This is a genomic window from Colwellia psychrerythraea, assembly GCF_000764185.1.
Taxonomy (GTDB): Bacteria; Pseudomonadota; Gammaproteobacteria; order Enterobacterales; family Alteromonadaceae; genus Colwellia; species Colwellia psychrerythraea_B.
In genome coordinates, this window is sequence record NZ_JQEC01000016.1 from 280,299 (window position 1) to 293,947 (window position 13,649).

Below are 13,649 nucleotides of genomic sequence, written 5' to 3' on the forward strand. Positions count from 1 at the left end.
TTAATCTTGGCTATAAAAGGGAGTGTTGTAATACTGGCCACCAATATCGAGCCACTCGCTAAGTAAGCGTAACTCATGGACAGACAACATATCTTTATGCCGACCTTCTTTGAATAAATCAAAGAAACGGCTACTTTGATTAGCACCATTAGTTGATAATACTGCAGGTATAGTAATATTGGTTAATACGGGTATTGGATTTCCCGCTGCATCAAGAATTAGCTCTCCTTGGGCATCAAGTTCAAAAACAATATTACCATTAGCATCAAGCACTTCAATTAACTTATCAATCACTATTCCATCAATAACTTCTTGTTCCGCATCGTTAAACATTAATTCTCGATAAGCCGTTAAATGATCAACTTCATCGATAGATACACTATCACTTAAATCTAGCTGTCCGGCAGGTACTTGCGCTAAGTTATCGCTATCAAGTGGACTATGACAACTTGAGCAAGTATTGTCGCTGAGCAATTCTGCCGTTTGCTCATCAAAGACTTGACGTGGTAATTGCCATAACGGTTGAATATGCGCGACATAGTTAATTTGTAATCGACAATAAGCGTTCCAATTATTAAAACAGTCACTGCCAGCAGGAGCTTGTGTGGCTAATTCTTGATAGCTATAGTTTATTTCAGGGTTTAGCGCTGAAATATCTGAATTTGTCCATTTATCAATGTAGCGAATATCCGCGGATAGCTGAGCTAAACCATTAACCATCTCATCTGCTTCGGCCATGGTTTGTGCTTGCAGAGGAATAATATCTGGATTGGCATTACTAAAAGCGACGCCACCGAGATTGGCGCCAGCATTGATGCTGGCAGGTTGAGCCTCAGGTCTACCGTGCGGTAATTCGCTTTGCCCAGTATGACAGCCATGGCACTCTAATGTTTCTCCTGCCTTTACACTTAGCCATTGCCTGTGTCTGCCACCAATTCGCTGACCATTGGCATCAAGCACACTAATAGCAAACGGCACATTGGCGGGGAGTTTTACCTTAACTGAGCCATCCGGTTGGATTGGCGTATAACCAATGATTTCTCGCATCAATTGATTTCTACTTCTACCAAAATCGGTATTACTTATCTCCCTCACTTCATCAGGAGGTAGTGGCACACCGCGAACAATACGTAAAAATCGTGCTGGTAGCTGTGCCGCTGTAGTTAAGGCTGGATCCCTTAAAGAAATAATGCCTAGGGGGTTAGTTGCTTGTATTGATGAGTCAACACCATCCATATCGTAAACACTGCGAATATGAATAGCAGCAGCCTGCTCATTCGCTAATTCAACGGTAAGCCCAGCACCAAAAGATTTATCGGCGACAAAGGTCGCAGGATTATCAGATGCTTGCATAACAATCGCTTCACTAAGCATGTAACCTTCAGTTGTTTTAGCAACCACTTGCTGAGTATTCGTTTTACCATTGTAAAGCCACAACTCATACCAAGGAGATGCTAATTCAAGTCCTTCTTGTGCTAACTCTTGCTCTGATAATTGTCCACAGGCTTTTATTTCTGCATCTATGGTAACTCGACATAAGTCCCAACTTAACAAGTAACGCTCGCTACTATCAGGCAATGGAAATAAATGGCTTAACCTGCCGGCAGTATTAATTTCATCAGAGAAGTTAAAGTTATATAAGCTATCGGTAAATAAGTCTTTTTGTGCTGCTGATTGTGCAGAAGAAGTTACTACTTCATTATCAATCGCTTGTTGGTTATCGATAAATTGCCCGATATTAATTAGCATGGGCCTTTTTTGATAAATCTCATCATCCGTTGACGCAACTAATAGTAATATATCGCCATTAGGCATTTGTTGTGCTTTAACGAATTCAATAACATGATTTTCATCATCTAACGTTATTTGATGTGAGTGCCAGCCATAAACTAGCTGATTATCAGTACCGTCAGGGTTCATCCGGTATAAATTAATTTTATTATTACCGCCCATGGTATCCCAACGACTGTATAAGATACGACCATCTTGTAAAACTAAAGGATATAAATCATGGCTCATATTAAAGCTAACTTGCTTAATATCACTACCGTCTGCTTGCATAATATGCAGATTAAAAGCAGAGTCTTGTCCTGACTCATTTAATGCTGTGTACTGCGGTTTACCTTCATCTAATAATATCGCGCGAGATAAACGTTGCCTAGTGGAGGCAAAGATAATACGCCCATCGGGAAGAAATGAAGCCATCAGATCATCGCCTTGCTCGGCAACAACATCACTCGTTATAATCCGCTGAAAACTTTTATCAGCTAACTGATAGCGCCAAATATTCCACTTAGGTTGTTCGTTTTCATCAGCATCTGCTATTTCTGGCGCCCTAATAGAAATCAAAAAAGACTGCCCATCTGCCGACACGCTTAAATCGCGAATATCAATAGCCTGAGTTTCGCCTTGCTCATCAGTAAATAGCTCAGAGGTAAGAGTAGTACTTGGGGAGTCCGCAAAAGCGTTATTTTTTATAATAAGTCGAGCGCCGGCATTAAATTGTGCTGGATTACGTGGGGAAAAGGTCACCGGAGTTAAATCGTCGTCACTCACTCGATTGATACTTCGTTCAATATAAACAACGGGGTATTCAACTAATACAGGATCGACTTGTTCATCTGTACTTATTGCTTGTTCATTACAGCCAGTAAGTAAAAAAACCACCAAGATAGAGCAGTAAATCCATGACATTAGATTCATTGCAATATACCTAATAAACAGTTAATAAATAACAACATAATATTTAACTTATTAATGATAAAACCTTCCTAATCCCTTGTTCTGTCTCATATTTGAGACACTCCCAACAATAAATTTGTTTGCTCGTTTGATCATCATTAGTATACACTGTGACAACATTGTTACCATATGTTATCGCAACTAAGTTGCAAAAATTACATCTTCAAGGAGGCTGTATGGAGATGTCACTCCTAAGCACTAGTAATAAAAAAATACTATTTAAAAAGCAAACAAGCAGTTCATTTTCAAAGAAAATCCATACTGCTTTTTTGAGTGTTATTTGCACTTTATTGTTTATTACGCAGGCAAATTCATCCAGTTTAGAGCAAGCGAAACGTTTACATGATCGTATAACAGGCGTACCACCCTCTATCCAAGTTTTGCTAGAAATGAGCACGTTAATTGACCAAGATAAAATTACCGAAGCCGCTTATGTAGCAATGCAATCACCTGAATTTTATACAACGACATTAAAGGTATTTGCCAGTCCTTGGACCAATAAAGACCAAGACATTTTTTTTCCACTCAATGATTACAGTGCCACAATCATTGGTGCAGTTCGTGATGACCTAGATTTTAGGCAGATATTGCAAGGCGATATTACCTATGTAGGAAATAGTGACCTTAACTTAACCCCTTATAACAAGCTAAATAATACCCATTACGAAGAGTTAGAAAGTAACTTTATTAATTTAGCTGACGGTTTAGTTCAAGTTAGCCAATCAAGTTTGAATGGTCTACCTAGTGAAGCAACGGCAGGAGTATTAACTTCAAGAGCTGCTGCTAAAGCTTTTTTCTATTTAGGCACTAATAGAGCGATGTTGCGCTTTACCTTAATGAATCACCTATGTACCGATTTAGAACCACTAAAAGACAACACATTACCACCCGACAGAATTCGCCAAGACGTTAGTAGAAGCCCGGGTGGAGATAGTCGCCTATTTATCAATAACTGTTCCGGTTGCCACACAGGAATGGATCCTCTGGCACAAGCATTTGCCTACTATGATTACCAGTTTGACGCAGAAAATGACCCGCAAGCTGATAACGGTGAGATTAGCTATAATCAATCGGTTAATATTGATTCGGTAACGGGCACTAGAGTTAAGGCTAAATATCATAACAATGCCACTAGTTTCCCTTTTGGTTTTGTCACTAAAAATGATGATTGGAAGAACTATTGGCGTGAGGGCATTAATCAAAAGCTTGGTTGGGATGCTACCCTTGCAGGTCAAGGAAGTGGTATGAAGTCATTAGGGCAAGAGTTAGCCAACAGTACCGCTTTTGCGCAATGCCAGGTAAAAAAGGTATTTAAAGCTGTTTGCTTGCGAGACGCTGAAAACACAGCTGACTTAACACAAATACAATCATCCACAACATCTTTTCAACAACATTCATATCAACTTAAGCAAGTATTTGCTGAAGTTGGTGCGTATTGCATGGGAGAATAATGATGCATTCCCCTTCACTTTTTACCGTATTTAAAAATTTATCTGTCGTTAGCATACTTCTATTAGTTAGTGCCTGTGGTGACTCTACAGTAGAAGAACAACCACCATTAGCTACAGATAACAGTAGCGCTGAATATACGGGGCCAGCGCCAACCACTGAAGATATTCAAAAATATAAAACGTCACTATGGGATAATATTTCTGCAACGGACCGTTGTGGCTCATGCCATACCGAAGGTAATCAAGCACCCTACTTTGCTAGTAGAGAAAACGTCAACGATGCTTATGCTGCAAGTAACCCTTTAGTTAGTTTAAGTAAACCTGAAGAATCACGACTTGTACAAAAAGTTTCGGGGGGCCACAACTGTTGGTTAGATAGTGATCAAGCGTGTGGCGAAACCATGCAACAATGGGTGAAATTGTGGGCAGACGACAGAGTAAGTACCGCTAATGCCATTGTATTAAAAGCGCCTGTTATCAAAGAGCCAGGTACCAGTAAAAACTTCCCAATTGAAAACACTTTATTTACTAATCATGTTTACCCTATTGTTACTCAGTATTGTGCTGGTTGTCATAATGAAGCATCGAGTACTGCACAGTCGCCATTTTTTGCTAGCGATAACATAGATAAAGCCTATGATGCTGCCAAACGAGTAATGAATTTAGAAGAGCCAGATAAGTCTCGTTTAGTGATACGTTTACGCAATGAATTTCATAACTGTTGGAGTGATTGCCGAGCAAACAGCGATGAAATGGAAGCCGCTATTCAAGCGCTCAGTGATGAGATTACCCATGACGTTATCTCATCGGAAATGGTGGTATCGAAATCACTACTACTAACCGATGGCCTTGTCGCCTCAAGTGGTGGACGATTTGAATCTGACATTATTGCTTTATATCAATTTAAAACAGGTAGTGGTAATACCGCTTATGATACCTCGGGTATTTCCCCTGCTGCCAACCTGACACTATCAGGAAATGTAGAATGGCTTGGTAGTTGGGGATTGTCCTTTACAAACGGTAAAGCACAATCGAGCACTGCCAACAGCAAAAAAATACATGATTTGATCACCTCCACCAATGAATTCGCTATTGAAGCTTGGATCACGCCGAATAATGTCGTGCAAGAAGGTCCTGCCAGAATAGTCAGTTACTCTGCTGGCGATAATGATAGAAACTTTACTTTAGGGCAAAGCCAATATAATTATGACTTTATGCTGCAAACAGCTGGCAGTAGCAGTAATGGTGAGCCAGCATTAAGTACACCTGATGATGAAGAAGTATTACAAGCGACACTACAGCATGTTGTGCTGACATACTCAGCAACAGAAGGTCGCCGAATTTATGTTAATGGTAAGCTTGTCGACATTATTGACGATGCAATATCACCAATTGCTTCATGGGATGATAGCTTTGCCTTAATACTGGGCAGAGAAGCGTCTAACAATCATGTTTGGCAAGGCAATATCCGTTTACTTGCAATATATAACCGTACTTTATCGCAGGAACAGATTTCTCAAAACTATGATGTCGGTGTAGGTGAGAAGTTCTTCTTATTATTTTCTATAAGTGAATTAGTAGATTTAGCAAATACCTACGTTTTATTTGAAGTGAGTCAGTATGATAATTACAGCTATTTATTCACTAATCCAAGTTTAGTCAACCTTGATGGGAATACTCTGCCAAAAAATACCGTATTGAACAAAATGCGTATTGGTGTTAATGGTAAAGAAAGTGCTCAAGGTCAAGCTTATGCGAACCTCAACCGAAGTTTTTCCAATGACGACTCAATTGCAGAGCCTGTAGAACTTTCGCCTTTAGGAACGATTATAGCATTAGAGAAAGGTGCGAGTAATGATGAGTTTTTCTTAACTTTTGAGCAGTTAGGCGAGCATACTAACGTTGTCATTCCTAGTACGTTTATAACGCCAGACGCCACATTTATTGATAATGATAGTGCTAAAATAGGTCTGCGTAATTTTGCACAAATCCATGCCAGCATGAGTGTTTTAACCGGGGTAAATAAAGATTCTCTTAACGTTGCTACAACCTATCAGCTTGTTAAGCAACAATTGCCTACATTAACCAATATAGAAACCTTTATTTCTGCACAACAAATGGGCATCACCCAATTGGCAATAGCTTACTGTGATACTGCACTTGAAGATGAGAACTTACGTACCACTTGGTTCCCTGATGTCAACTTTAGTAATACACCTGACATTGCTTTGGATGCAACAGGCAGAGTAAACCTACTTAACCCGCTATTAAATCAGTTGATGCCCTCAACCCTGAGTAGCCAACCTGACAAAGCAGCAGTTTATTCTGAATTGGATAATTTGATCACCAGACTCGCAGTCTGTGGAAATAATTGTGACATTAATCGAAGTAAAAATATTGCTAAGGCCAGTTGTGCTGCTGTACTAGGCAGTGCTGTAATGCTTGTTCAATAATTTTCTCATAATAAATACTCAATATGCATTTTGTACACTGAGTTATAGAGAGTGATTGAACAGCAGATAAGCTATAGAACAAAGGGAATACTATGAGAAAAACTAAACATTTACATCCAGATAGTCCATTATTATTTGGTGATCATAAAGCGCCAATGACACGTCGTGACTTTATTTCTGCAGGTCTTAAGACTGGTGGTCATGCAGTAGCCGGATTATCACTATATAGCCTTTTAGCAAACCCAAATAAAGCTAACGCTGCGCTTTCAAGTGATATGGAAGCGTTAAGAGACAGTTGCGGTATCAGTGCGCAAGGTGCTGGTAAAATTCCCTTCATCAGTTTCGATTTAGCCGGTGGTGCTAATATCTCAGGCTCTAATGTTTTAGTTGGTGGCCTAGGTGGCCAACAAGATTTTCTATCTACTGCGGGTTACAGTAAACTAGGTATACCTGGTGATATGGCACCAAACATAGCTAATCCAGACACCATGACCTCTGATTTCATTAATACAGATTTAGGACTAGCTTTTCACTCAGACTCTGCTTTTTTACGTGGCATATTAGAAAAAGTATCACCTGAAACAGCAGCGAATATAAATGGCGCAGTAATTCCAAGTCGTTCTGACAATGATACCTCTAACAACCCACATAACCCTATGTATGCAATTGCAGCTGCAGGTGCAAACGGCTCTTTAATGCCACTTATTGGTTCGCGTAATACCGATTCTGGCGGAAACTCTATGGCTCCTGCAAGCTTTATAGATTTAAGTAAGCGTCCCACTAAAATTGACCGCCCAAGTGATGTTACTGGCCTAGTCGATGTTGGCGATTTATTTGAAATCTTCAGTAAAGATGATGCGGTTGCAGTGATGGAAAGTATACAACGTGTTAGCGCTCAAAAAATGGGTAAAGTAAATAGCCAAGTTACTCGTGATGATGTCATTAAAGATATGGTTAACTGCGGTTATGTTAAAAGTGCAGATCTTACTGATCGCTTTGGCGATCCTTCTACTTTAGATCCAAGTTCTGATCTTGAAATTGTTGGCGATGGGGCAATTTTCACTAGTGATGAATATAATAATGAAAACGAATTTCAAAAAACCGCCTCCATTATGAAATTAGTGGTCAATGGCTTCTCTGGTGCCGGTACTATTACTATGGGCGGCTTTGATTACCATACAGGCGATCGAAGCACAGGCGAATTACGTGACTTACGTGCTGGGCGTTGCATGGGAGCTTGTCTTGAATATGCTGCAAGACGTAATCAACCATTGATGATGTATGTATTTAGTGACGGCTCTGTTGCAAGTAATGGTCGCATTGATGAATCAGCAGACGGTCGTGGAAAAGGCGAATGGACAGGCGATAACTCCTCGACCGGTGCATCATTTTTCTTAGTGTATAACCCAACAGGTAAACCCCAATTGATGGGAGCTACAGCTGAACAAAATGCTATTCAACAACAAATAGGTTTTATGAGGCCTGATGCTTCCGTTGAAACAGCTTCAGCTCCGTCTGCTAACAATGTAAATCTACTGGTTCAAACCGTATTATTAAACTATATGGCGCTACATGGTCAACAGAATCAATTTTCTACGCTAGTACCAGGCCAAGGCTTAGGTAATAGCACCATGTTAGACTCGCTAACAGCATTTCAACCTATATTCACAGGCTAATTACCTAACTGTATTTTAACCCGTTTACATATTATTGCTGTAAGCCTTCTGAGAAGTGTAACCTTTGTTCATTATCGATAATGATGGCTTCATATTCAGCCAGTTTGTTAATTATATTCATGCCTTCTTTAAGGCCCTTTACAAAAAGGGTCGTTGATAAGGCATCAACGACAGTAGTATCTTTACCAATGACCGAGACACTGACGACTTTTCGAGCTGAGTCACCCGTTTTCGGATTAATAATATGATGATAACGTTTACCGTCTTCAATAAAATAACGCTCATAATCCCCTGAGGTAGAAATAGCTTCATCATTCAACGGGATATGCACAGCATTTTTCTCTTCCGCTCTAGGGTGTTTTATACCCACTAACCATGGCCTGCCATTACGGTCACCCAGTAAAGCAGTATCACCACCAGCACTCATTAATGCGAACTTAACCCCTGCAGTCCTTAAAATACTGATGCATCGTTTAATCGCATAACCTTTAGCTATGCCACCCAAATCAATTTTCACATCACTATTAGTAAACTTAACCGTATTATTTCTTTCATCTAAAGTAACTGCTTGGTAATTTATCGAAGCTAATGCGTTAGCAATTGCAGATTGTTCGGGACGAATTTTGTCACGGTAGTTATATTGATAGCCTATTGATGCATAGGTTATATCAAAAGCCCCCTCACTCATTACTGATATATCATGAGCGGTAGCTAACAAGGAAATAAGTTCTTTTGATACCGGTACTGCTCTATGACCAGCCTCTCGATTAAGCAAACTAAGTTCGCTACTTTTTATATAAGGGCTCATCGACTGATCTAGCCGATTCATCTCCGCTATAACTTCACTAATTAATTTTTGTGAATGACTAGTCGTAGCGCTTTTTTCGTCGAGCCAAAATTCAACATGGGCACGTGTACCCATAGTATTAAATGTATGTTGATACCAGTTAGCACTTAACTGAAAAGGAATAAATAAAATTACCAATATAATAGCTAAAGTTAGGTTTTTCAAAATAATGTTCACATAAATGAAGGGCTGAAAAGTGAGCTTTATAAATCACTCATCCAATCTAATTGTTTGTTCGCTTGGGTTTTTCTCTCAATCAAGTCTCGTATTAGCGGCGTAAGAATAAGCTCCATCGCTAAACCCATTTTGCCACCAGGCACTACAAGGGTATTTATTCGAGACATAAATGAACCATCGATCATGCGCAGGTAATATTGAAAATCAACATTTTTCACTTCACGAAAGCGAATAACAACAAAGCTTTCATCTAAGCTTGGGATTGCCTTGGCACTAAATGGATTAGAAGTATCTACGGTAGGTACACGCTGAAAGTTTATATGGGTGCGAGAAAACTGTGGCGTAATAAACGAAATATAATCTTCCATACTTCGAACAATACTGGCAGTAACGGCTTCTCGTGAGTGTCCACGTTTATTGGTATCGCGAATAATCTTTTGAATCCACTCTAGGTTAACAATAGGTACCATCCCAATCAGTAGGTCGACATGTTTGGCTACATCATTTTCCTTGGTGACAACACCGCCATGCAGCCCCTCGTAATAGAGTAAGTCTGTACCCTCACCAAAGTCTTCCCATGGGGTAAAAGTACCAGGCATTTGGTTGTATGGAACAGCTTCGTCAAAGGTATGAAGGTAGCGCCTAATTTTTCCTGTGCCTGTTTCACTATAATCTTTAAATAGTTTTTCTAAGGCGGTAAAGTCATTGGCTAGGTCGCCGAAATAACTGATGTTGGCACCGGCTTCTTTAGCCTTACGTTTTTCCATATCCATTTCTTGACGAGAAAAACGATGAAAACTATCACCCTCGACATTAACAGAGCTAATACCAAGCGTTCTAAAGATATGCTGAAAGGATGCAGTCGTGGTTGACGTACCAGCACCCGATGAACCGGTAACAGCAATAATTGGATTTCGTGACGACATAAAAGCTCTAAGTGAAAACTAAGTACAATAGATAATTTATACGGTGAATTAACGTTTAGGTCAAGTAAGGAAGCGACAAGATTAGCGAGGTTGGCTACATAATCTAAGTAATTATTGCTTTTTAAGTAATTATTGATTTTTAAACTATTAAAATTTTGGCAATAAAAAACCGAGCCTAAGCTCGGTTTTTTAATTAAAGTATAAACTTTCGTTTAAGCTTCAGCTGATTCTTCAACTACTTCAGGAGCATCTTCTACTACTGGGCGGTCTACTAATTCAATATAAGCCATAGGAGCTTTATCACCAGTACGGAAACCACATTTTAAAATGCGAGTGTAACCACCTGGACGTTCTTGGTAACGAGCACCAAGTTCGTTGAATAAAATACCTACTACTTCTTTATCTTGTGTACGAGCAAACGCTAAACGGCGATTTGCAACACTGTCGGTCTTAGCCAATGTAATCAATGGCTCTACTACCATACGTAGTTCTTTAGCTTTAGCTACAGTCGTTTTAATAACGCCGTGCTTAACTAAAGAGCTTGCCATATTGCGGAACATCGCTTTACGATGACTGCTATTACGGTTTAACTGGCGACCGCTGTGACGATGACGCATAAGTTAATCCTTCTCTCAAACTATTAATAAAAAAACGATGATCGAACTAGTCGTTGTCAACAATGCTTTCAGGTGGCCAGTTTTCTAGGCGCATACCTAGAGAAAGACCACGCGACGCTAACACGTCTTTGATTTCAGTTAGAGACTTCTTACCTAAATTAGGCGTTTTAAGAAGCTCAACTTCAGCACGTTGTACTAAATCACCAATGTATTGAATTGCTTCTGCTTTTAAACAGTTAGCTGAACGAACAGTTAGTTCTAGATCATCAACTGGACGAAGCAAAATTGGGTCGAATAATGGTTTTTCTTCCACTTGTTCAACTTCTTTGATATCACGAAGTTCTACAAACGCATCAAGCTGTTCAGCAAGAATAGTTGAAGCACGACGGATAGCTTCTTCCGGATCCAATGTACCATTGGTTTCCATGTCTAAAACTAATTTGTCTAAATCTGTGCGTTGTTCAACACGAGCAGATTCAACATCATAAGCAATTCTAACTACTGGGCTGAATGAGGCATCTACCAACAAACGACCAATAGCACGATCTTCTTCCTCGGCATCGCGTCGAACTGAAGCAGGTACGTAACCACGACCCATTTCAATTTTAATGCGCATGCTGATAGAACCTTCACCTGTTAAGGTGCAGATAACATGGTCTGGGTTTGTAATAGTTACATCGCCATCATGTTGAATATCAGCTGCCGTTACAGGGCCTTCACCAGACTTAGTTAACGTTAGAACGGCTTCATCTTTGCCTTCTAAAATTACCGCTAGCTCTTTAAGGTTTAACAATATTTCGATGATGTCCTCTTGAACACCTTCTTTACTACTGTACTCATGTAAAACACCATCAATCTCTACTTCAGTTACGGCACAACCCGGCATTGAAGATAAAAGAATGCGGCGTAACGCATTACCTAAAGTGTGACCAAAACCACGTTCTAGTGGCTCTAAAGTTACTTTAGCGCGACGAGGGTTGATATTTTCAATACCAACCATGCGTGGTCTAAGGAATTCGGTTACAGAACCCTGCATATATGTCCTCTCTTAAAGTGCAACTTTACTACTTAGAGTAAAGTTCAACAATCAACTGTTCATTAATTTCGGCAGATAAGTCAGCACGATCTGGAACACGTTTGAAAACGCCTTCAAGCTTCTTAGTATCTACTTCAACCCAAAGTGGTTTCTCACGTTGATCAGCTAATTCTAAAGCAGCGATAATACGCGCTTGAGTTTTAGACTTCTCACGAACAGAAACAGTATCTTCAGCTTTAACAGTGAAAGATGGAATATTAACTACACCGCCGTTTACCACGATAGCCTTATGGCTAACTAATTGACGGGCTTCAGCACGAGTGCTTGCATAACCCATACGGTAAACTACGTTATCTAAACGGGTCTCTAAAAGCTGTAACAAGTTTTCACCTGTGTTGCCTTTTTGACGTGCCGCTTCTTTGTAGTAATTACTGAATTGTTTTTCAAGAACACCGAAAATACGACGAACTTTTTGTTTTTCACGAAGTTGAACACCGTAGTCTGACAAACGACCGCGACGGGCGCCATGTTGACCTGGTATTGTTTCGATTTTACATTTAGTGTCAATTGCTCTAACACCGCTTTTTAGAAACAAATCTGTTCCTTCGCGACGACTAAGCTTTAACTTAGGACCTAAATATCTAGCCATTTTCTTTCTCCAACTATCCTAAAAAGAGCGATTAAACGCGACGTTTCTTAGGAGGACGACAACCATTATGAGGAATAGGTGTAACGTCAGTAATGTTGGTGATTTTAAAACCAGCAGCATTTAAGGCACGGATAGCAGATTCACGACCTGGACCTGGACCTTTAACGAAAACTTCAATATTCTTCAAGCCAAACTCTTTTGCAACAGCGCCAGCGCGGTCTGCAGCTACTTGCGCAGCGAAAGGGGTAGATTTACGTGAACCACGGAAACCTGAACCACCTGCAGTCGCCCAAGATAAAGCATTACCTTGACGGTCTGTAAGAGTCACGATTGTGTTGTTGAAAGAAGCATGGATATGAGCCATGCCATCAGCAACTTGTTTTTTTACGCGTTTACGCGTACGAACTGGTGTTTTAGCCATTGTCTAGTTCCTCTTACTTCTTAATTGGCTTACGAGGGCCTTTACGGGTACGCGCATTTGTTTTAGTGCGTTGACCACGTAGAGGAAGACTGCGACGATGGCGAATGCCACGGTAACAACCTAAATCCATAAGACGTTTAATGTTCATTGAAACTTCACGGCGTAAATCACCTTCAACGGTAAATTTATCCACTTCAGCACGTAGCAAATCAATTTTTGCTTCGTCTAATTCACTGATCTTCGTTGATTCAGCGATACCAGAGGCTGCACAAATTGCTTTCGCACGTGTAGCTCCAATACCGTAAATCGCAGTAATGGCGATTACTGCATGCTTACGATCAGGGATGTTAATGCCAGCGATACGGGCCACTAATCACATCTCCTATTAATTATTTAAATTACATTGGTTGGAAAGCCCGTTAGGATACCCAACCATTCTATTTTTCTGCAAATCGAAACGGCATTATACAGATAAATTTGTATAATGCCACTTCTAAAAGATTTTGATTAAAAACTAATCTTAACCTTGTCTTTGTTTGTGCTTTGGTTCAATGCAAAGAACGCGAATTACGCCTTTACGTTTTACCACTTTACAATTACGACAAATCTTTTTTACGGATGCACGTACTTTCATTTTATACTCCGTTAACTAAA

12 protein-coding genes are annotated in these 13,649 nt (G+C 40.0%); 3 read left to right on the forward strand and 9 right to left on the reverse strand.

Annotated elements, in window-relative coordinates:
- Positions 1-2,703 (reverse strand): HzsA-related protein, encoded by a 2,703-nt coding sequence (locus GAB14E_RS13755; protein ID WP_081967782.1) that lies wholly within the window; start codon positions 2,701-2,703, stop codon positions 1-3.
- Between the two features lie 215 nt (positions 2,704-2,918).
- Here GAB14E_RS13755 and GAB14E_RS13750 point away from each other — a divergent pair, with 215 nt between their 5' ends.
- The 3 genes from GAB14E_RS13750 (at position 2,919) to GAB14E_RS13740 (ending at position 8,322) form a co-directional block, all read left to right on the forward strand.
- On the forward strand, positions 2,919-4,193 hold the full coding sequence (locus GAB14E_RS13750) for a hypothetical protein (RefSeq protein WP_231562018.1): 1,275 nt from the start codon (positions 2,919-2,921) through the stop codon (positions 4,191-4,193).
- Positions 4,193-6,646, forward strand: coding sequence for a LamG domain-containing protein (locus GAB14E_RS13745; RefSeq protein ID WP_033081898.1), 2,454 nt, complete (start codon positions 4,193-4,195; stop codon positions 6,644-6,646). Before GAB14E_RS13750 ends, GAB14E_RS13745 begins: the two co-directional genes overlap by 1 nt.
- Before the next feature lie 92 nt (positions 6,647-6,738).
- Positions 6,739-8,322 (forward strand): hypothetical protein, encoded by a 1,584-nt coding sequence (locus GAB14E_RS13740; RefSeq protein WP_033081899.1) that lies wholly within the window; start codon positions 6,739-6,741, stop codon positions 8,320-8,322.
- A gap of 31 nt (positions 8,323-8,353) precedes the next feature.
- On the opposite strand, the gene GAB14E_RS13735 is transcribed toward GAB14E_RS13740, so the two are convergent.
- The 8 genes from GAB14E_RS13735 to rpmJ all read right to left on the reverse strand — a co-directional run bounded on the left by GAB14E_RS13735 (position 8,354) and on the right by rpmJ (position 13,629).
- Entirely contained in the window at positions 8,354-9,334 is a 981-nt protein-coding gene (locus GAB14E_RS13735; RefSeq protein ID WP_052093625.1) for an FAD:protein FMN transferase, read from the reverse strand.
- Positions 9,335-9,372: 38 nt separating this feature from the next.
- The gene (locus GAB14E_RS13730; protein WP_033081900.1) at positions 9,373-10,272 is read right to left on the reverse strand and encodes a phosphoribulokinase; all 900 of its coding nucleotides are present in this window, start codon (positions 10,270-10,272) and stop codon (positions 9,373-9,375) included.
- 212 nt (positions 10,273-10,484) lie between these two features.
- Positions 10,485-10,889, reverse strand: coding sequence for a 50S ribosomal protein L17 (gene rplQ, locus GAB14E_RS13725; protein ID WP_033081901.1), 405 nt, complete (start codon positions 10,887-10,889; stop codon positions 10,485-10,487).
- A gap of 46 nt (positions 10,890-10,935) precedes the next feature.
- On the reverse strand, positions 10,936-11,925 hold the full coding sequence (locus tag GAB14E_RS13720; RefSeq protein WP_033081902.1) for a DNA-directed RNA polymerase subunit alpha: 990 nt from the start codon (positions 11,923-11,925) through the stop codon (positions 10,936-10,938).
- A gap of 28 nt (positions 11,926-11,953) precedes the next feature.
- A complete protein-coding gene (gene rpsD / locus GAB14E_RS13715) occupies positions 11,954-12,574 on the reverse strand; it encodes a 30S ribosomal protein S4 (RefSeq protein ID WP_033081903.1) in 621 nt (206 codons plus the stop codon).
- A gap of 31 nt (positions 12,575-12,605) precedes the next feature.
- The gene (gene rpsK / locus GAB14E_RS13710) at positions 12,606-12,995 is read right to left on the reverse strand and encodes a 30S ribosomal protein S11 (RefSeq protein ID WP_011041474.1); all 390 of its coding nucleotides are present in this window, start codon (positions 12,993-12,995) and stop codon (positions 12,606-12,608) included.
- 13 nt (positions 12,996-13,008) lie between these two features.
- A complete protein-coding gene (gene rpsM, locus GAB14E_RS13705) occupies positions 13,009-13,365 on the reverse strand; it encodes a 30S ribosomal protein S13 (protein WP_033081904.1) in 357 nt (118 codons plus the stop codon).
- 150 nt (positions 13,366-13,515) lie between these two features.
- Entirely contained in the window at positions 13,516-13,629 is a 114-nt protein-coding gene (rpmJ, locus tag GAB14E_RS24490) for a 50S ribosomal protein L36 (protein WP_081967783.1), read from the reverse strand.
- Between the last annotated feature and the right edge of the window lie 20 nt (positions 13,630-13,649).

Coding starts and splice junctions, on each gene's coding strand:
- rplQ (WP_033081901.1), bottom strand. CDS start 10,889: ATGCGTCATCGTCACAGCGGTCGCCAGTTAAACCGTAATAGCAGTCAT.
- rpmJ (WP_081967783.1), bottom strand. CDS start 13,629: ATGAAAGTACGTGCATCCGTAAAAAAGATTTGTCGTAATTGTAAAGTG.
- GAB14E_RS13745 (WP_033081898.1), top strand. CDS start 4,193: ATGATGCATTCCCCTTCACTTTTTACCGTATTTAAAAATTTATCTGTC.
- GAB14E_RS13730 (WP_033081900.1), bottom strand. CDS start 10,272: ATGTCGTCACGAAATCCAATTATTGCTGTTACCGGTTCATCGGGTGCT.
- GAB14E_RS13755 (WP_081967782.1), bottom strand. CDS start 2,703: ATGAATCTAATGTCATGGATTTACTGCTCTATCTTGGTGGTTTTTTTA.
- GAB14E_RS13720 (WP_033081902.1), bottom strand. CDS start 11,925: ATGCAGGGTTCTGTAACCGAATTCCTTAGACCACGCATGGTTGGTATT.
- GAB14E_RS13750 (WP_231562018.1), top strand. CDS start 2,919: ATGGAGATGTCACTCCTAAGCACTAGTAATAAAAAAATACTATTTAAA.
- rpsK (WP_011041474.1), bottom strand. CDS start 12,995: ATGGCTAAAACACCAGTTCGTACGCGTAAACGCGTAAAAAAACAAGTT.
- GAB14E_RS13740 (WP_033081899.1), top strand. CDS start 6,739: ATGAGAAAAACTAAACATTTACATCCAGATAGTCCATTATTATTTGGT.
- rpsD (WP_033081903.1), bottom strand. CDS start 12,574: ATGGCTAGATATTTAGGTCCTAAGTTAAAGCTTAGTCGTCGCGAAGGA.